Raw genomic sequence first — 17,582 nt, 5'->3', positions numbered from 1 at the left:
TCGATGGATCCGCACCTGCGGTGTTAGGGTCCGATGCATGACGCAGTTGCGGGTCACTGATGCCGCGCTCCTCCTCGGGGTCTCCGACGACACGGTGCGCCGGATGGTCGACGCCGGGCGCCTGCCGAGCAGCAAGGACGCCTCCGGGAGGCTCGTCGTCGAGGGCGCCGACCTCGCGGCCGTCGCCCAGGAGATCGCGCGCCCGGCCCCCGTCGGCGTCGTCGCCGACGAGTCGGCCCGCAACCGGATGCGCGGCATCGTCACCCGCGTCGTCAAGGACACCGTCATGGCCCAGGTCGAGCTCCAGTGTGGGCCGTTCCGCGTCGTGTCCCTCATGTCGCGCGAGGCGGTCGACGAGCTCGGGCTCGACGTCGGGTCGGTCGCGGTCGCCACCATCAAGTCCACCAACGTCATCGTGGGGGTCCCTCGGTGAAGCGTCGCGCCACCGGCCTCGTGGCCGGCCTCGCCCTCCTCCTCGCCGGTTGCGGCGCGACCCCCACCGACACCGCCTCCTCGGGCAGCCCCGCCGGGTCCTCGAGCACCACGTCCTCGGCGGTCACGGGTGAGGTCACGGTTCTCGCGGCCGCCTCCCTGACCAAGACCCTCACCGCGCTGGCCGAGTCGTTCGAGGAGGCCAACCCGGGCGCCACCATCCGGCTCAGCTTCGGCTCGAGCACGACGCTGGCGCAGCAGATCGCCCAGGGCGCCGAGGCCGACCTCTTCGCCAGCGCCGGCACCACGGCCCTCGAGCAGCTCGGCGACGTGAAGCCCACCGACACGGCGACCATCGCGAAGAACACCCTCGAGATCGCGACGCCCACGGACAACCCCGGCAAGGTCACCGGCCTGGCCGACCTCGCCAGGGCCGACGTCGACGTCGTCCTGTGCGCCGAGTCCGTCCCCTGCGGCACGGCGGCCGACCAGGTCCTCACCAAGGCCGGCGTCGCCGCCCACGTCGTCTCGCGGGAGGTCGACGTCAGCGCGACCCTGGCGAAGGTGACCCTCGGCGAGGCCGACGCCGCCGTGGTCTACCACTCCGACGTCGTGTCCGCCCGGGGCAAGGTCGCGGGGGTGGAGATCCCCGCCGAGCAGAACACGACCCTGGCCTACCCCCTGGCGCGGTTCGGTGACGACGCCGCCGCCCGGGCGTTCGCCGCCTTTCTCGCCGGGCCCGACGGCCTGAAGGCGCTGCAGGACGCCGGGTTCCTCTCGCCGTGACCGCCCCCGCCCCCGGCGGAGCCCCCACGACCGGTTCGGGTCGGGCCGCGGGCGCCTCGCGCGTCCGCCTGTCCCGCACCGTCCTCCTCGTCCCGGCGGCCCTGGGGTTCCTCCTCGTCGTCCTGCCGCTGCTCGGGCTGCTCGCCGGTACCGAGTGGGACGGCCTGCTCACCCGCCTCGCCGACCCCGACGTCCGCCCCGCGCTGCGCCTGTCGGTCGTCACGACCCTGGCCACGGTCGCCGTCTGCTGGCTCCTCGGCACCCCGCTCGCCTGGCTGCTGTCGCGCGCCGAGGGGCGCACGGCCACCTGGCTGCGGGCCGTCCTCACCGTGCCGGTGGTCCTTCCCCCCGTCGTCGGCGGCGTCGCGCTGCTGCTGGCGTACGGGCGGCGCGGCCTCGTCGGTGAGCCCCTGCTCGAGGTGTTCGGGCTGCGGATCCCCTTCACGCCGTTCGCCGTCGTCCTCGCGCAGGTGTTCGTGTCGCTGCCGTTCTACGTGCTGGCCGTGGAGGGGGCGATGCGCGGCATCGATCGCCGCCTCCTCGACGTCTCGGCCACGCTCGGCGCCCGACCGTTCCGCGTCCTCACCCGCGTCGCCCTCCCGCTGGCCGCGCCCGGCATCGCCTCCGGCACGGCCCTGGCCTGGGCCCGCGCGCTCGGCGAGTTCGGCGCCACCATCACCTTCGCCGGCAACTTCGCCGGGGAGACCCAGACGACCTCGCTGCTCGTCTACGTCAAGCTCCAGGACGACCCGCAGACCGCCGTCGCGCTGAGCCTGCTCCTCCTCGTCGTGGCCGTCGCCGTCCTCGGCCTGCTGCGCGGGCGGTGGGTGCGATGAGCCTGGACGCCGTCGTCCGGATGACGCGGGGCGCCCTCGAGCTCGACGTCACCCTGCACGCCCCCGACGCCGGGGTCGTCGCCGTCCTCGGGCCCAACGGTGCCGGCAAGACGAGCGCCCTCCACGCCCTCGCCGGACTGGTGCGGCTCGGCGGCGGGCACGTGCGCGTGGACGGGCGGACCTGGGCCGACGGCACCCGCCACCTCGACCCGTCGCTGCGCGCCGTGGGGATGCTCGCGGCGGACCACCTGCTCTTCCCGCACCTCACCGCGCGCGCCAACGTCGCCTTCGGGCCGCGCAGCCGGGGGGTCCCCCGTGCCAAGGCCCTGGCCCGCGCCGACGCCGAGCTCGAGGCGCTCGGCGTCCTCGACCTCGGCGAGCGCCGGCCCGCGGCCCTCTCGCACGGGCAGGCGCAACGGATCGCGCTCGCCCGCGCCCTGGCCACCGACCCACGGCTGCTCCTCCTCGACGAGCCCCTGTCCGCCCTCGACCCCGCCCTGCGGCCGCAGGTCCGCGCGGGGCTGGCCGCCCGGCTGCGGGCCTACACGGGCAGCACGGTGCTCGTCACCCACGACCCCCTCGACGCCCTGACCCTCGCCGACCACCTCGTGTTCGTCGAGGCCGGCCGCGTGGTGCAGGAGGGCACCCCCACGGAGGTCGTGGCGCGCCCCCGCAACGCGTACGTCGCCCACGTCGTCGGCCTCAACCTGCACCGCGGGCGGGCGGGCGACGGCGGCGTCGTCACGACCACGGGCCTGGGGCCGGTCGTCACCGGCGGCCACGAGCACCGCGGCGACTCGTGGGTCGCCTTCGCGCCCTCGGCCGTGGCGCTCTACTCCGAGGCCCCGCACGGGTCGACCCGCAACACCTGGCCGGTGCACGTCGCCGCGGTCGAGCTGGTGGGCCAGACCGCGCTCGTGCGGCTCGCCGTCGACGGCCCGACGCACGAGGCGCCCCGCACCCTCGTCGCCGAGGTCACCGCGGCCTCGGTGGCCGCGCTGCGCCTCCAGCCCGGCCAGGCCCTCTGGGCCGGCGTCAAGGCCACCGAGGTCAGCGCCTACCCCGCCTGAGGCCCGACACGACGTCGCGTCCCACTCCAGTACGGCAACACGCCGACGAGGTGATCGCGCGCTCGGCGTGTTGCCGTACTCCAGGGTGACGAGGAGTCCGCGAGCTCGAGGTGAGGCAACACGCAGACGATTGGCCCCGCCGCCCTGCGTGTCGCCTCCTCTCGACGAGAGACTTTTGTTGGACGTCCAACCATCTCGGTACCCTCGGGTGCATGCCAGCAACGAGGCTGATGCCGACCGAAGAGGGCCAGGACCTCATCGACCTGACCCGTGAGATCTGCGCCAAGGAGCTGCGGCCCAAGGTCGACGCCGCCGAGCGCGCCGCGGCCACCGACGAGTCCTTCCCCACCGAGGTGTTCCGCACCCTGGGGTCGGCGGGCCTGCTCTCGCTCCCCCACCCCGAGGAGCACGGCGGCTACGGCCAGCCCTACGAGGTCTACCTCCAGGTCGTCGAGGAGGTCGCGAGCGCCTGGATGAGCGTCGCGGTCGGTGTCTCGGTGCACTCCCTCACGGCCTACCCGGTCACCACCTTCGGCACCCCCGAGCAGCAGGCCGCCCTCCTGCCCGGCATGCTCTCCGGCGACCAGCTCGGCGCCTACTGCCTGTCCGAGCCCCTGGCCGGCAGCGACATCGCCTCGATGACGACGCGCGCCACCCGCGACGGCGACGGCTACGTCCTCAAGGGCCGCAAGGCGTGGATCAGCCACGCCGGCCACGCCGACTACTACACGACCTTCGCCCGGACCTCCGACGACGGCGGACGGGGCCTGACCTGCTTCGTCGTCCCCGCCGACGCCCCCGGCATCTCCTTCGGCGCCCCCGAGAAGAAGATGGGCCTGCACTGCGACACGGTGCGCGAGGTCATCTTCGAGGACGTCCCCGTCGCCGCCGCGAACCGCATCGGCGACGAGGGCCAGGGCATGGCCATCGCCCTGTCCGCCCTGGATGCCGGCCGCCTCGGCATCGCCGCCGCCTCCACCGGGCTGGCCCAGTCGGCCCTCGACCTCGCGGCCTCGTACGCCAAGGAGCGCCGACAGTTCGGCCGCGCCATCGGCGAGTTCCAGGGGCTGTCGTTCCTCCTCGCCGACATGGAGGCCGCGGTCACCAGCGCCCGCGCCACCTACCTGCACGCCGCCCGCCTCAAGGATGCCGGGCGCGTGTTCAGCAAGGAGGCCGCGGTCGCCAAGCTCATCGCCACCGACGCCGCGATGAGGGTGACCACCGACGCCGTCCAGGTGCTCGGCGGCGCCGGCTACACCCAGGACTTCCCCGCCGAGCGCTACATGCGCGAGGCCAAGGTGACCCAGATCTTCGAGGGCACCAACCAGATCCAGCGCCTCGTCATCGGCCGCCACGTCCTGCGCTGACCCCGACCCCTCCAGCGGTGAGTGCGGGAACGGCGGCCGGGGCGACCACGTCCGCACTCACGGCGACGTCGTCGGGCGCTGAGTGCGGAAACGGCGGCCGGGGCGACCACGTCCGCACTCACCGCGGTGAGGGAACCGAGGCGAGGTGGGGGGCGTCGGGATACTGGGAGACCGATTCCCGACGAAGGAGCCGTGATGTCCGCCCCCGCCCGCCCCGTGCTCGCCGCCACCACCCTGCTGGTCGTGGCCCTGCTCACCACCGCGTGCGGGTCGACGCCCGGGTCCGGCGGCGCGCAGGACGCCGGCCCCTCGGCCACCCCGACCGCGAGCCCGTCGACGCCGCAACCCTCGCCCTCGGCCACCCTCCCCGCCGGCGGTGGCCTCATCCCCGCCGACGCCCGGGACCGCCCGCAGGTCAAGGCCGCCATCGAGGCCGCGGCCACGCTCCAGAAGGTCACCCCCGACGAGGTCGTCATCGCCTCGTTCACGCCCGTGACCTGGAACGACGGCTCCCTGGGCTGCCCGAAGAAGGACATGTCGTACACGATGGCGACGGTCGAGGGCGAGCTGCTCATCCTGCGCGTCGGGATGGCGCTCCTGCAGTACCACGGCCGCGTCGGCGGGCCCTACACGTACTGCCCCGACCCCTCCGCCGGCTACTCCGTGGGCGGCTGAGGCCCGCTCCGGGAAAGGGGTGACCGGGCCATCTCATACGTGGCCCGGTCGTCACGATTGTGTCAAAGGGGCCCTGCGCGGTCGGTGACCGACACCCCGACACCGCCGGAACTCCGGGTGAACTCGCGGCACCGCGGACCGGCGCGAACGGTCAGTCGTCGAGGTCGCGGGAGATGCCCGGCAGGAGCGTGTCGCCCCGGCGCAGCGCCTCGAGGGCGGCCGGGTGCACCTCCTCGATCATCGCCAGGCTCTTGCGGCGGTAGCGCACCAGCTGCACGACCCCCACGCCCCAGAAGAGGAACTGCACCGACATCGCGATCCGGAAGTCGTCGAGGGTGTAGTCGTCGGGGCCGCCGGGGGCCAGCCGGTCCAGGACGATGCCGATGAGGGCGATCGCCACGAGCGAGGCGGTGAAGCCCCCGATGTTCACCACGCCCGTGGCCCGGCCCAGCCGGGACGAGGGGTGGAAGGTGCGGGCGAGGTCGAACCCGACCATCGACCCCGGCCCACCCATCGCCGTGACGACGACGAGCACGACGAGCAGCCACAGCGGCGCCGGCCCCGGCCACAGCAGGACCACCGCCCAGACGAGCATGATCGCCACGACGATCCCGAGGACGAGCTGCGAGCGCCGGTAGGGCACGCGCGAGGTGAACGCGGCGACCAGCGGCCCGGCTGCCATGGCCGTCACCGTCATGACGATGAGGAGCAGCGACGCCAGCTTCGGGTCCAGGCCCTCGCCGCGCACGAGGAACGGGTAGCCCCACAGCATCGTGAACACCGTGGCGCCGAACTGCGAGGAGAAGTGCACCCACAGGCCCAGCCGGGTGCCCGGGTTGCCCCAGACCTCGGCGAGGGTGCGGGCCAGTGCGCGCACCTTGATCCGCTCCACGGCCTCACCGCGGTAGGGCGAGTCCTTGACGAGCAGGACGAGGAACACCGAGAGCACGACCCCGACGCCCGCCGCCGTGGCGAAGGACCGGGTCCAGCCGAACGCCGACAGGGCTGCGGCCAGCGGGGTCGCCGCGACGATGGCGCCCGCCTGCCCGACCATGCCGGTCAGCTGGGTGATGAAGGGGGCCTGCTTCACCCGGAACCACACCGCGACGAGGCGCAGCAGCGAGGTGAAGACCATCGCGTCGCCGGCGCCGAGGAGGATGCGCGCGGCGAGCCCGACCTCGAAGGACCCGGCGAACGCGAACCAGAACTGGCCCCCCGTCATCAGGAGCAGGCCGGTGAGCAGCAGCTTCTTGGACCCGAACCGGTCGATGAGCACGCCGACCGGGATCTGCATCGCGGCGTACACGGCGAGCTGGACCACGGTGAAGGTCGACAGCTGGGCGGCACTGATGTCGAAGCGCTCGGCGGCCAGCAGCCCGGCCACCCCGAGCGAGGTGCGGTGGAACACCGCGAGGACGTAGACCGACAGTCCCACGGCCCAGATCACCCACGCGCGCCGCCGTCCGATCGTGTGCACCTGGCGCAGCACGGGACGGGTCACCGACCAAGTCTAGGAGCGTTCCTCGGCGACGCTGTTGCCGCCGTCGACGACGAGGACCTGCCCGGTCACGTACGACGCCCCGGGCGAGGCGAGGAACGCCACCGCCGCCGCGACCTCCTCGGCGCTCCCCGAGCGCCCGACGGGCGTCGCGAGCGCCTCTCCCGCCTCGGCCGCCGTCTGCGACCCGGTCTCCACCCACCCCGGGGCGACGACGTTCACCGTGATGCCGTGCCGCGCCTCGTCCACCGCCAGCGCCCGGGCCAGCCCCACGAGGCCCGCCTTGGCGGCGGCGTAGGCGACCTCGCCGCGCATCGCCATGACGGGCCCGGTGACCGACGCGACCATGACGACTCGGCCGGCCCCGCTGCTCCGCAGGTGCGGGAGGGCAGCGCGGGTGGTGAGGAACGCGGTGTCGAGGTTGCGGGCGAGGGAGGCCGCCCAGCGCTCGGGGGTCGTGGCGAGGAGGTCGCCCTCGAGGTAGCCGTCGTCGGCGCCGGTCGCGACCATCCCGGCGTTGTTGACGAGGACGTCGAGCCCGCCGAACGCGTCGAGCGCCGCCGAGACCAGCCGTTGCGCGCCCTCGGCCGTCGTGAGGTCGGCCACGACCCCCACCGCCTCGGCGCCGCCCGCCACGAGCTCGGCCACGCGGTCGTCGACGCGCGAGGTCGTCGCCCCGACCACCACGCGCGCCCCGCACTCCGCGAGGAGGCGGGCGCACGCCATCCCGATGCCCGTGGCCGAGCCGGCGCCGGTGACCAGCGCCGTGCGGCCCGTGAGGTCGAGGACCGCCGGGAGGGTGGGGGCCACGCTCAGCCGACGGCGGCGGTGAACGACTCCTCGAGGACGTCGAGGCCCTCGTGGAGCAGCTCGTCGGAGATCGACAGCGGCGGCAGGAACCGGAAGACGTTGCCGTAGGTGCCGCAGGTGAGGGTGACGAGGCCGCGCTCGTGGCAGCCCTTGTTGACCGCCGAGGTGAGGGCCGCGGCGGGCTCCTTGGTGTCGGCGTCGGTGACGAGCTCCATGGCGATCATCGCGCCACGGCCGCGGACGTCGCCGATCTCCTCGTACTTCTCGGCGAGGCGGCCGAGCCGGTCGGTGAGGACCTCGCCGATCTCCCGCGCCCGCGAGCGCAGGTCGTCCTCCTCCATCGACTCGATGGCGGCCAGGGCTGCGGCGCACGCGACGGGGTTGCCGCCGTAGGTGCCGCCGAGGCCGCCGGCGTGCACGGCGTCCATCAGCTCGGCGCGGCCGGTGACGGCCGCCAGCGGCATGCCGCCGGCGATGCCCTTGGCGGCGGTGAGGAGGTCGGGGACGACGCCCTCGTGGTCGCAGGCGAACCAGTCGCCGGTGCGGCAGAACCCGGACTGCACCTCGTCGGCGATGAGGAGGATGCCGTGCTCGCGGCACCAGTCGGCCAGCCCGGGCAGGAAGCCCTCCGGCGGCACGATGAAGCCGCCCTCGCCCTGGATCGGCTCGATGATGACGGCCGCCGTGTTGTCCTCGCCGACCTGCGCGTGGATCTGGCTGGTGACCGCGGCCAGCGCCTGCTCGGCGCACGCCTCGGGGCCGCCCGGCCAGCGGTAGGGGTAGGCCATCGGCACGCGGTACAGCTCGCCGGCGAACGGGCCGAAGCGGTGCTTGTAGGGCATGTTCTTCGCGGTCAGCCCCATGGTGAGGTTGGTGCGGCCGTGGTAGCCGTGATCGAACGCGACGACCGCCGGGCGGCCGGTCGCGTGCCGGGCGATCTTCACCGCGTTCTCGACGGCCTCGGCGCCGGAGTTGAACAGCGCCGAGCGCTTCTCGTGGTCACCGGGGGTGAGCGCGTTGAGCTTCTCGCAGACGGCGACGTAGGAGTCGTACGGCGTGACCATGAAGCAGGTGTGGGTGAAGGCGTTGATCTGCGCGGTGACGGCGTCGATGACGCGCTGGTTGCCGTTGCCGACCGTGGTCACCGCGATGCCGGACCCGAAGTCGATGAGCTGGTTGCCGTCGACGTCGCGGACGATGCCGCCGGCTCCCTCGACGACGTAGACCGGCAGGCCGGTGCTGACGCCGGCCGAGACGGCGGCGGTCTTGCGCGCCTGCATCGCCTGGGAGTTGGGACCGGGGATGGACGTCGCGAGGATCCGCTGCTGCTCGATCATGGGGCCGATCCTATCCACGGCCCCACCCGGACGAAACCACGGAATCCGTCGATTCCTCGGGCCCTGAGGACGTGGTCCGTCGGCACCACCGACACCCACGAGGCGATCCGTGGGGCCGGGCTCACCGAGGGCCGTCGGTGACCTCGACCTTGCCGATCTCGCTCCACACCGCGCTCGACCCGCTGTGCCCCGCCAGCACCGTCGCGACGACGAGCGCGAGGCCCGCCACGACGAGCAGCGCGGCGGCGACCAGCGCCACGGGCCGCCCTCCGGGCGCCTCCGTCCCCGGCACGAGCGCCCAGAACGCGGCCGCGACCGCGAGGACCACGACGACGAAGGCGATGTTGCGGGCGAGCTCACCGCGCTCGGAGTGCTCGTGGATGGCCGCGCGCACCGTGTCGCCGACCCCGAGGGACTCCAGACGGTGCTCGAGGGCCTCCCCGCTCTGGGTGGCGACGAAGGCCGTGACGGCCGCGAGGGCGGAGACGACGACCAGCGGCCAGCGCAGGAGCACCCGCCAGCCCGGCCGGACCGCGTAGACGATGGCGGTGAGCCCGGCGAGCGGGCCGAGGACGACGATGGCGTGGACCACGAGCACGTGGACCGGGAGCCCGGTGACGGTGTCGAACACAGCGGCGGTACCTCCTGCGCGGCGGATCTGCTCAGGACCCAACCTAGGGGCGACGCGCCCGGGGTCCGCGACAGCGACGCGGCCCGACCACGGGCTGACGGCGGCCTCCGGCGGTGCGCGGACGGCCTCCATCGGCCTCCGGACACGGAAAGACCCCCGGGAGATGCGTGCAGGGGGTTCGCATCTCCCGGGGGCCGGCTCCGGAAGTCGGGCTCGCCTCTTCAGCAACTCCCGACTCAGTGAGTACATTACAACCAGAACGCTGAGATTCCCCTGAGAAGGTGGGAGAAGTCGTGAGGCTTCTGTTGGTGGAGGACGAGCGCGCGCTGGCCGCGGCGCTCGAGGATGCGCTGCGCGAGGAAGGGTGGGTGGTCGACCACACGGTCGACGGCCGCGACGGCCTGCGCATGGCGCTGCTCGGGCAGTACGACGTGGTGGTCCTCGACATCATGCTGCCGTCGATGAACGGCTACGACGTCCTCAAGCACATGCGCCAGCGACGGGTCTGGACCCCCGTCCTCATGCTCACCGCCAAGGACGGCGACTACGACCAGACCGACGCCTTCGAGCTCGGGGCCGACGACTACGTCACCAAGCCGTTCAGCACGAGGGTGCTGCTCGCCCGGGTCCAGGCGCTCTCGCGCCGCGGTGCCCCCGAGCGCCCCGTGGCCCTCACCGTCGGCTGCCTCAGCCTGGACCCCACCACCCGCCGCGTCACGCGCGAGGGCAAGGAGATCCAGCTGACCGCGCGCGAGTACGCCCTCCTGCACCACCTCATGCGCAAGGCCGGCCAGGTGCAGAGCAAGTCCGAGATCCTCGAGAACGTCTGGGACAGCGACTACCCCGGCGCCGACAACGTCGTCGAGGTCTACATCGGCTACCTGCGCCGCAAGATCGACGCCCCGTTCGCCAGCAAGTCGCTCGAGACCGTGCGCGGGATGGGCTACCGGCTCAACCCGATCGAGGTGCCAGCGGAAGGCTGACCGCGAAGCGGCACCATCCCTCGGGCGACTCGTCGGCCACGACGACGCCTCCGTGCTGGTCGACGATCTCGGCGACGATCGCCAGCCCCAGGCCCGAGCCGCCCGTGTCGCGGGTGCGGGAGTCGTCGAGCCGCACGAAGCGCGCGAAGATCCGGTCGCGGTCGCCCTCGTGCACCGGCGGCCCGTCGTTGTCGACGACGAGGTGGGCGGTGCCCCCGTCCCGGGTCAGGGAGACGCGGATGCGCCCCTCCATGTGCCGCTCGGCGTTCTCGAGGAGGTTGCGCACGACCCGCCCGAGCCGGTGGGGGTCGCCGCTGACCCGCACCGGCTCGACCCGGACCTCGATCGGCATCCCCCGCGCCCGCAGCGCCCCGGACTCCTCGGCCACGACGTCGTCGAGGTCGACGTCGACCGACGTCATGTCGAAGGCCCGCTCGTCGGCGGCCGCGAGCGCCAGCAGGTCCTCGACGAGCACGGAGAGCCGGTCGACCTCGGCGGACACCCGCCCGGCGATCACCTGCCGCTCGCGGTCCGGGCGCTCCTCGAGGATCCGGTCGAGGAGGATGCGGATGGTCGCCAGCGGGCTGCGCAGCTCGTGCCCGGCGTCGGCGACGAAGGCGCGGCGCGCGGCATCCGCCGCCCGCAGCCGTTCCAGGACGGCGTTGAGGGTCTCGGCGAGGCGGGACAGCTCGTCACGACCCGGCGGCACCTCGAGGGAGGGGGCGGGCCGGGAGGCGGCGAGGTCCTCGACCTGGTGGCGCATCCGGTCGACGGGCTGCAGCGCCTGGCCCACGGCGAAGGTCGTGACCGCGGCCAGGACGGCGACGAGGCCGAGGGCGCCGATGAGGGCGAACTCCAGGGACCGGCTCAGTGCCGAGGTCTCGACCCGCGTCGGCACCGCGACGATGGCCGTGTAGTGCGAGCCGTCGGGGGCCACGGCGTCGACCGCCGCCACGGCGTAGCGCCCCTCCCCGAGGCCGGGCAGCGAGGTGACGAGCGAAGAGGTGACGCCGCCGGACGTGACCTTCGGGTCGGCGATGGGGAGGGTGTCGGCGCGCCGGTCGGTGCTCACGAGCACACGACCGTCGCGCGAGACGACCTGGGACACCCGAGTGCTGACGTCGTCGACGTGGGTCTGGTCCAGGTCGTCGATCGAGTGCAGCCGGATGTCGGTGCGCAGCTCGAGCGCCTCGGCCACGGCGATCTCCCGGGCCGAGACGTCGAAGACCTGGCCGAGCGAGGTGTAGATGATCCCCGCGATGGCGGCGCTCACGAGGACGACCACCGGCATCGTCAGCGCGAGGATGCGGCTGCGCAGCCCGAGCCGTGGGGTCATGTCCGCGAGTGTAGGGACGGCATCGCCACGGGGACGGGACGTCGGGGACGGCCGCTCTCAGCCGACCGCGATCCCCTTGCGCAGCAGCCACGGGGCGGGGTCGACCGGGTGGTCGCCGGCCGTCAGGTGGATCTCGAGGTGGAGGTGCGCGCCGAAGGAGTGCCCCGTGTTGCCGACCAGGCCCACCTGGTCGCCGGGCATCACCGTGTCGCCCGTGCGCACGTCGCGGCGGCTGAGGTGCCCGTACCAGGAGACCGTGCCGTCCCAGTAGCGGATCTCGATCTTGTTGCCGAAGCTCGGGACCTCGTCGGAGAGGACGACCGTCCCCTTCGACATCGCGAACAGGGGGGTGCCCTCGGGAGCGCCGATGTCGAGGCCGTCGTGGTTCTTGCCCCACCGGGGTCCGAAGTCGGACGTGAGCCTGCCTGTGTGGATGGCTTCGACCCAGCGCCGGCTGAGGCGCTCGGCCTTGGCCCGGGCCGCGGCCTGTGCGACCTTGCGCTTCTTCTCGGCCGCCTTCCGCTTGGCCTCCAGGGCTGCCCTGCGCGCCTCGACCCGAGCCGCCCGCTGCTGGGCCTCGACGCGACCGTGCACCGCGGAGGCGTCGAGCGCCGACGCCTGGCGCCGCTGTGCGAGCTCGGTGGTGGTCGCCACCTCGGCGGCCTCCTGCTGGCGCACGACGACGACCTGCTCGACGCTGAGGTCCAGCGCGCTCACCGCGTTCGTCGTCGGGGTGCGGGGGTCACCGGCCGCGCCCTGCGCGAGGCTGACCGCTCCGGCGGTGAGGATGAGCGTGGCGGCCGTGGCGGTCGGCAGCACCGAGGACGCCCGGCGCCGGGGCGCGACGACCGCACGGACGCGGTGGCGTCCGGCATAGGTCGGGCTGTCGCTCACGGGGGGTCTCCCGGGCAGGGGGTGCGGGAAGGTCTCACCGTAGCGTGACCGTTCCGTGACCTGGCAGGGATGCCGGGAACAGTGGACGAACGGCCGACACCGCCGCCGCGAGGCGGAGCCGCAGGTCAGGCGGGTGGACCGTCGGCCGCGACCCGGGCGAGGAGCCGCTCGAGCACCGGGCCGAGCATGGCGACCTCGTCGGCCGAGAGCTCGTCGACGAAGAGGCGGCGCACCGTGCGCACGTGGTGCGGCGCGGCCTCCTCGATGGCGGCCCGGCCCGAGTCGGTGAGGACGACGAAGGCCCCGCGCCCGTCGTCGACGCAGTCGTCTCGCGCGACGAGCCCACGGCGCTCCATCCGGGTCACGTGGTGCGAGAGGCGGCTGCGCTCCCACCCGAGCACGCGGGCCAGCTCGGAGACGCGCACCCGGCCGTCCTCGGTGTCGGTGAGCCGGACGAGCACGTCGAAGTCGGGCAGCGAGAGCCCGGCGTCGGCCTGGAGGTCGCGGTGCAGCGCCGCCGACAGTCCGGAGCCCAGCGCCAGCCAGGCGCGCCAGAGCCGCTGCTCGTCGGGGCTGAGCCAGGGCGTGCCGGTCATGGCGTCAGGCTACGGCGTGGGTGACGCATCATCTACCTGCGCGCGCCCGTGGTGGACCGCCGTGCCACGATCACCGGGTGACTCCCCCGCCGCGCCCCGTGACCGTGGAGGTGTGCGTCGAGGACGTGGCGGGTGTGCGGGCGGCCCAGCGGGCCGGCGCCGACCGGGTCGAGCTGTGCGCCGACCTCCGTCAGGGCGGGACCACGCCGAGCATCGGGACCGTGGCGACCGCCCTGTCGGTGCTCGACCGCACCGGGCTCCAGGTCCTCCTGCGGCCCCGCGGCGGGGACTTCGTGCACGACGCCGACGAGGTCGCGGCGATGCTGGCCGACGTCGCGGCCGTGCGCGCCCTGCCGGCCCGGGTGCCCGTCGGTTTCGTGCTGGGCACCCTCACCCCCGACTCCCTCGTGGACGCCGAGGTCACGGCCCGGCTGGTCGCCGCGTGCGGCGACGCACCGGTCACCTTCCACCGCGCGTTCGACGCGACGCCCGACCTCGCGGCCGCGCTGGAGACCCTGGTCGACCTCGAGATCGGCCGGGTCCTCACCGGCGGCGGACCCGGGACGGCGTCCGAGGGAGCCGCCCGGCTCGCCGCCCTGCACGAGCAGGCGAGGGGGCGGATCACGATCCTCGCCGCGGGCGGCATCCGCCCCGGGAACGTGCGGACCCTGCTGCGCGACACCGGGGTCCACGAGGTCCACGGGCGGGCTCCCGCCGAGGCCGGCGGGCGCACCGTGACCTCCGAGGCCGTGGCCCGCGCCCTCGTCGAGGAGTGCCGGGCCGCGGCGTCCGCCCCGATGACTACCGGGGAGTAACATATGGACGACCACCACCCCGAGGAGCCCTCCGTGACCGCGAGCACCACCGAGCACACGGTCACGCTGCTCGGCCACACGTTCTCCTACGCCGACAGCGGCTCGGGGCCGGTGCTGCTGTTCATCCACGGCCTGCTCGGCAGCCAGCGCCAGTGGGCGCACCTCGTCGACCGGCTCGACGACGGGCACCGCGTGGTCGTCCCCGACCTGTTCGGTCACGGCCAGTCGGCGAAGCCGATGGGCGACTACTCGCTCGGCGCGCACGCCGCGACCCTGCGCGACCTCCTCGACCGGCTGGGCATCGAGCGCGTCACCCTCGTCGGCCACTCCCTCGGCGGCGGCATCGCCATGGTGTTCTCGTACCTGTTCCCCGAGCGCGTGGAGCGCCTCGTGCTCGTGGCGAGCGGCGGGCTCGGGCGCGAGGTGAGCCCGCTGCTGCGCTCGGCGACCCTGCCCCTGGCCGAGTACGTCCTGCCGGTCATCGCCTCGGGGTGGATGCGGCGGCGGCTCGCGTCGGCCGGACGAGCCCTCGGGTCCGTGGGCCTGCGCCCCGGGCGCGACCTCACCGAGGTCTGGGAGGGCTTCACCTCCCTCGGCGGCGGCGAGACCCGACGCGCCTTCCTCGCGACCACCCGGGCCGTCATCGACCCCGGCGGGCAGAGCGTCACCGCCCACGACTACCTGCCGGAGTCCGCGCCGCTGCCCACGCTCGTCGTGTGGGGCACGCGCGACCGGATGATCCCGGCGTGGCACGCGGCCGCGGCGTCGTCGTCGATCGAGGGGTGCCGCGTCGAGCTGTTCCAGGGTGCCGGCCACTTCCCGCACCTCGACGACCCCGACCGCTTCGCCGACCTCGTGCGCGAGTTCGTGGCCGACCCGGCCTGACGCCCGCTGTCGGCGCCACGGACCTCAGCGGGGGACGACGCCCTCGCCGGGTCGGGCCGTGACCTGGATCGGGTCGGTGAGCGCCCCGACGAACCGGCCGTCCTCGGTGCCACGGAACCCGAGGAGCCACCACGACCCCTCGTGCTCCACGAGCCGCGCCGCGTAGAGCGACTCGTGGGGGAAGCGCCGGGCGGCGGACGCGTCGAACGGGCCGAGGAGCCCGTCGCCGGCCACGCTGAACATGCCCCCGCGCTCGTGCGGTCCCGCGGGGTCCAGCTCCTCGGTGCCGCAGCAGAACAGCAGCACCGGCACGCCGTCGACCACCGCGACCTGCGGCACCTCCATCTGGCCGAAGCCCGCCCCGGGGAGGGTGAGCGGAGGCCCGGCCGTCCACGTCATCAGGTCGGGCGACGTGCAGTGCCCGATGACGCCCCGCTGCCGCGTGGGACCGTCGGGCACCCGCGCGGTGACGAGCATGTGGAACTCCCCGTCGTGGTGCAGCACCCACGGGTCGCGCCAGGCCTGGTCGTGCCAGACCTCGCGGTCGAGCAGCTCGTACCACTGCGGATCGGCCTGCGAGACAGGGCTCTGCGGAACCCGGGTCCAGGTCGTCAGGTCGGGCGAGGTGGCGATGCCGACCGTCTGCACCAGCCCCTTCGTGGCCCGCGACGCCCCGGTGTAGAACATCCACCACAGGTCGTCGTGACGCAGGACGCTGCCGGTCCAGGTGGCCAGGTCGTCGAACGCCGGTGTCGCACTGGGCGACAGCGCTGTCGGCAGCACGGTCCACGAGCGCAGGTCCGTCGACGTCGCGTGGCCGACCGACACGTTGAGGTGGCGGTCGTCGGGGTGGGGAAGGTCGCGGCGGGCGGTGAGGAAGAAGGCGTGGTGCGTGTCGCCGTCGCGGACGTACCACGAGTCCCAGATCCACCGGTCAGCCAGCTCGAGCACCGTCGTCCTCCTCCAGTCGCAGCCACACGCAGGTGTCGGGTGGCAGTCGTCGTCCGTCGAGCGCCCCGCTGGCCATGAGGACCTCGCCCGTGGGGAGCTCGATCGGCTGGCTGCCCATGTTCACGGCACACACCCAGTCGGTCCCCCGGCGGAAGCCCACCGCCGAGGGGTGCCGCGGAAGCCACGTGAAGTCGGACCGGTCGAGCAGCAGCTCGGCACGCAGGCGGAGCGCGTTCCTGAAGAACCACAGCGTCGACGTGGGGTCCTCGTCCTGGCTCGTGACGCACAGGCCGGCGAAGACCCCCGGCTGGGGTAGGTGCCCGGGAGCGTCACCGAAGCCCAGGCTCGGCCCGTCCGGCGTCCACGGGAGCGGGACCCGGCACCCGTCGCGGCCCTTCACCGCGCCGCCCGACCGCAGCCACATGGGGTCCTCGAGGTGCTCGGGCGGGAGGTCGGCCACCTCGGGCAGGCCGAGCTCCTCCCCCTGGTACACGTAGGTCGAGCCGGGCAGGGCGAGCAGGACCATCGCCGCGGCTCGGGCGCGCGCGCGGCCCACGGCCAGGTCCACCCGGGGCGCCGTGCCGTCGCTGAGCAGCCAGGCGTTGAGGTCGGTGCCGACGGGGAGGCCGTAGCGGCTCGCCGGTCGGACGCAGTCGTGGTTGCCCAGCACCCAGGTGCTGTTCGCCCCGGAGCGTGCCGAGGCCTGCCGCTCCTTGTCGATCGCCGCGCGGAAGGCCGTGGAGTCCCACGGCGTCGTCAGCAGGTCGAAGTTGAACGCCTGGCTCAGGCCGCCGACGTTGACGTAGCGGTGCACCCGCTCCCCCGGGACGGCCGCCTCGGCCACGGTCATCCGGGGCGGGTCGTAGCGGTCGAGGAGGTCCGTCCAGTGGCGGTACACGTCCATCAGCTCGTCGCGGTCGAAGAGGGGGTGGCTGCCGTCGACGGGGGTGAGGTCGGGGTTGAAGCTCGTGATGTCGGCCCACGGCTCGGACAGGTCCTTGGCCAGACCGTGGGCGACGTCGATGCGGAACCCGTCGACGCCGCGGTCGGCCCAGAACGACAGCGTCCGCTCGAAGTCACGGTGCACGTCCTGCTCGTCCCAGTTCAGGTCCGGCTGCTCCGGGGCGAACAGGTGCAGGTACCACTCGCCGTCGGTGGCCCGCGTCCAGCAGGTGGGGCCGAAGTGCGAGGGCCAGTCGTTCGGTGGCAGCTCCCCGGACTCCCCCCGCCCGCGTCGGAAGATGTACCGGTTCCGCTCCGGCGCACCGGGACCCGCCGCCAGCGCCGCGAGGAAGTCCGGGTGCTGGTCGGACGTGTGGTTCGGCACGATGTCGACGATCACCTTGATGTCCACGGCGTGCAGCGCCGCCACCATCTCGTCGAAGTCCTCCAGCGTCCCGATCACCGGGTCCACGTCACGGTGGTCGACGATGTCGTACCCACCGTCGGCCAGGGGCGAGGGGTAGAACGGCGACAGCCACACCGCGTCGACGCCGAGCGCCGCCAGGTAGGGAACCCGGTCGGTGACGCCGCGCAGGTCGCCGACACCGTCACCGTTCGCGTCGGCGAAGCTGCGCGGGTAGATCTGGTAGACGACGGCCTCGGGCCACCACGGGGCCCGGGACGGCACCGTGCGGTGTCGTCCCGGGCCCCGGGTCGGCGCGAACCGTCCGGCGCGCT

The 17,582-nt window shown here is 73.9% G+C and carries 18 protein-coding genes; 9 read left to right on the top strand and 9 right to left on the bottom strand.

All coding sequences use genetic code 11. The features are described from left to right. The first annotated feature begins 37 nt into the window (after positions 1 to 37). The 6 genes from ACFLFB_RS03565 to ACFLFB_RS03540 all read left to right on the top strand — a co-directional run bounded on the left by ACFLFB_RS03565 (position 38) and on the right by ACFLFB_RS03540 (position 5,166). The gene (locus tag ACFLFB_RS03565; RefSeq protein ID WP_392544331.1) at positions 38 to 433 is read left to right on the top strand and encodes a molybdopterin-binding protein; all 396 of its coding nucleotides are present in this window, start codon (positions 38 to 40) and stop codon (positions 431 to 433) included. Next, the gene (gene modA, locus ACFLFB_RS03560) at positions 430 to 1,218 is read left to right on the top strand and encodes a molybdate ABC transporter substrate-binding protein (protein ID WP_392544330.1); all 789 of its coding nucleotides are present in this window, start codon (positions 430 to 432) and stop codon (positions 1,216 to 1,218) included. The genes ACFLFB_RS03565 and modA overlap by 4 nt, the downstream gene beginning before the upstream one ends. After that, complete coding sequence (locus tag ACFLFB_RS03555) at positions 1,215 to 2,054, top strand: ABC transporter permease (protein WP_392544329.1); 840 nt, start codon at positions 1,215 to 1,217, stop codon at positions 2,052 to 2,054. Before modA ends, ACFLFB_RS03555 begins: the two co-directional genes overlap by 4 nt. Then, positions 2,051 to 3,124 (top strand): sulfate/molybdate ABC transporter ATP-binding protein, encoded by a 1,074-nt coding sequence (locus ACFLFB_RS03550; RefSeq protein ID WP_392544328.1) that lies wholly within the window; start codon positions 2,051 to 2,053, stop codon positions 3,122 to 3,124. Before ACFLFB_RS03555 ends, ACFLFB_RS03550 begins: the two co-directional genes overlap by 4 nt. A gap of 212 nt (positions 3,125 to 3,336) precedes the next feature. After that, a complete protein-coding gene (locus tag ACFLFB_RS03545; RefSeq protein WP_392544327.1) occupies positions 3,337 to 4,491 on the top strand; it encodes an acyl-CoA dehydrogenase family protein in 1,155 nt (384 codons plus the stop codon). 195 nt (positions 4,492 to 4,686) lie between these two features. Next, positions 4,687 to 5,166 carry a hypothetical protein gene (locus ACFLFB_RS03540; protein WP_392544326.1) on the top strand — a complete coding sequence of 160 codons (480 nt, stop codon included), beginning with the start codon at positions 4,687 to 4,689 and terminating at the stop codon, positions 5,164 to 5,166. Between the two features lie 151 nt (positions 5,167 to 5,317). On the opposite strand, the gene ACFLFB_RS03535 is transcribed toward ACFLFB_RS03540, so the two are convergent. The 4 genes from ACFLFB_RS03535 to ACFLFB_RS03520 all read right to left on the bottom strand — a co-directional run bounded on the left by ACFLFB_RS03535 (position 5,318) and on the right by ACFLFB_RS03520 (position 9,442). After that, the gene (locus ACFLFB_RS03535; protein WP_392544325.1) at positions 5,318 to 6,667 is read right to left on the bottom strand and encodes a nitrate/nitrite transporter; all 1,350 of its coding nucleotides are present in this window, start codon (positions 6,665 to 6,667) and stop codon (positions 5,318 to 5,320) included. Between the two features lie 9 nt (positions 6,668 to 6,676). Then, a complete protein-coding gene (locus ACFLFB_RS03530) occupies positions 6,677 to 7,474 on the bottom strand; it encodes an SDR family NAD(P)-dependent oxidoreductase (RefSeq protein ID WP_392544324.1) in 798 nt (265 codons plus the stop codon). A gap of 2 nt (positions 7,475 to 7,476) precedes the next feature. Then, entirely contained in the window at positions 7,477 to 8,811 is a 1,335-nt protein-coding gene (gabT, locus tag ACFLFB_RS03525) for a 4-aminobutyrate--2-oxoglutarate transaminase (RefSeq protein ID WP_392544323.1), read from the bottom strand. Between the two features lie 121 nt (positions 8,812 to 8,932). Next, positions 8,933 to 9,442 carry a DUF2231 domain-containing protein gene (locus ACFLFB_RS03520; RefSeq protein ID WP_392544322.1) on the bottom strand — a complete coding sequence of 170 codons (510 nt, stop codon included), beginning with the start codon at positions 9,440 to 9,442 and terminating at the stop codon, positions 8,933 to 8,935. Between the two features lie 293 nt (positions 9,443 to 9,735). Between ACFLFB_RS03520 and ACFLFB_RS03515 the strand changes: the two genes are divergently transcribed. After that, positions 9,736 to 10,425: a response regulator transcription factor gene (locus ACFLFB_RS03515; RefSeq protein ID WP_392544321.1), complete on the top strand. Its 690-nt coding sequence runs from the start codon at positions 9,736 to 9,738 to the stop codon at positions 10,423 to 10,425. Here ACFLFB_RS03515 and ACFLFB_RS03510 read toward each other — a convergent pair. The 3 genes from ACFLFB_RS03510 to ACFLFB_RS03500 all read right to left on the bottom strand — a co-directional run bounded on the left by ACFLFB_RS03510 (position 10,394) and on the right by ACFLFB_RS03500 (position 13,251). After that, positions 10,394 to 11,761: a sensor histidine kinase gene (locus ACFLFB_RS03510; RefSeq protein WP_392544320.1), complete on the bottom strand. Its 1,368-nt coding sequence runs from the start codon at positions 11,759 to 11,761 to the stop codon at positions 10,394 to 10,396. The two genes, ACFLFB_RS03515 and ACFLFB_RS03510, sit on opposite strands and share 32 nt — an antisense overlap. Positions 11,762 to 11,818: 57 nt before the next feature. Beyond that, positions 11,819 to 12,655, bottom strand: coding sequence for a M23 family metallopeptidase (locus ACFLFB_RS03505; protein WP_392544319.1), 837 nt, complete (start codon positions 12,653 to 12,655; stop codon positions 11,819 to 11,821). Positions 12,656 to 12,780: 125 nt separating this feature from the next. Beyond that, the gene (locus tag ACFLFB_RS03500) at positions 12,781 to 13,251 is read right to left on the bottom strand and encodes a MarR family winged helix-turn-helix transcriptional regulator (protein ID WP_392544318.1); all 471 of its coding nucleotides are present in this window, start codon (positions 13,249 to 13,251) and stop codon (positions 12,781 to 12,783) included. 77 nt (positions 13,252 to 13,328) lie between these two features. Between ACFLFB_RS03500 and ACFLFB_RS03495 the strand changes: the two genes are divergently transcribed. Together ACFLFB_RS03495 and ACFLFB_RS03490 are read left to right on the top strand one after the other, a co-directional pair. Continuing rightward, positions 13,329 to 14,066: a copper homeostasis protein CutC gene (locus tag ACFLFB_RS03495; RefSeq protein ID WP_392544317.1), complete on the top strand. Its 738-nt coding sequence runs from the start codon at positions 13,329 to 13,331 to the stop codon at positions 14,064 to 14,066. Between the two features lie 33 nt (positions 14,067 to 14,099). Continuing rightward, the gene (locus ACFLFB_RS03490) at positions 14,100 to 14,951 is read left to right on the top strand and encodes an alpha/beta fold hydrolase (RefSeq protein ID WP_392544316.1); all 852 of its coding nucleotides are present in this window, start codon (positions 14,100 to 14,102) and stop codon (positions 14,949 to 14,951) included. 24 nt (positions 14,952 to 14,975) lie between these two features. Here the strand turns inward: ACFLFB_RS03490 and ACFLFB_RS03485 are convergent, their stop codons facing one another. Both ACFLFB_RS03485 and ACFLFB_RS03480 read right to left on the bottom strand, forming a co-directional pair. Next, positions 14,976 to 15,902 carry a glycosyl hydrolase family 32 gene (locus tag ACFLFB_RS03485; RefSeq protein ID WP_392544315.1) on the bottom strand — a complete coding sequence of 309 codons (927 nt, stop codon included), beginning with the start codon at positions 15,900 to 15,902 and terminating at the stop codon, positions 14,976 to 14,978. Next, complete coding sequence (locus ACFLFB_RS03480) at positions 15,886 to 17,532, bottom strand: alpha-amylase family glycosyl hydrolase (RefSeq protein WP_392544314.1); 1,647 nt, start codon at positions 17,530 to 17,532, stop codon at positions 15,886 to 15,888. The genes ACFLFB_RS03485 and ACFLFB_RS03480 overlap by 17 nt, the downstream gene beginning before the upstream one ends. Positions 17,533 to 17,582: the final 50 nt, after the last annotated feature.

The sequence above is a fragment of the Oryzobacter telluris genome (genome assembly GCF_043099285.1).
Lineage (GTDB): Bacteria > Actinomycetota > Actinomycetes > Actinomycetales > Dermatophilaceae > Oryzobacter > Oryzobacter telluris.
This window is presented reverse-complemented; position numbering and strand designations above follow the sequence as displayed.

Bases quoted from the DNA above. Each gene is read 5' to 3' on its own strand.
- ACFLFB_RS03565 (WP_392544331.1), top strand. From the start codon at position 38: ATGACGCAGTTGCGGGTCACTGATGCCGCGCTCCTCCTCGGGGTCTCC.
- gabT (WP_392544323.1), bottom strand. From the start codon at position 8,811: ATGATCGAGCAGCAGCGGATCCTCGCGACGTCCATCCCCGGTCCCAAC.
- ACFLFB_RS03550 (WP_392544328.1), top strand. From the start codon at position 2,051: ATGAGCCTGGACGCCGTCGTCCGGATGACGCGGGGCGCCCTCGAGCTC.
- ACFLFB_RS03545 (WP_392544327.1), top strand. From the start codon at position 3,337: ATGCCAGCAACGAGGCTGATGCCGACCGAAGAGGGCCAGGACCTCATC.
- ACFLFB_RS03540 (WP_392544326.1), top strand. From the start codon at position 4,687: ATGTCCGCCCCCGCCCGCCCCGTGCTCGCCGCCACCACCCTGCTGGTC.
- ACFLFB_RS03500 (WP_392544318.1), bottom strand. From the start codon at position 13,251: ATGACCGGCACGCCCTGGCTCAGCCCCGACGAGCAGCGGCTCTGGCGC.
- ACFLFB_RS03510 (WP_392544320.1), bottom strand. From the start codon at position 11,761: ATGACCCCACGGCTCGGGCTGCGCAGCCGCATCCTCGCGCTGACGATG.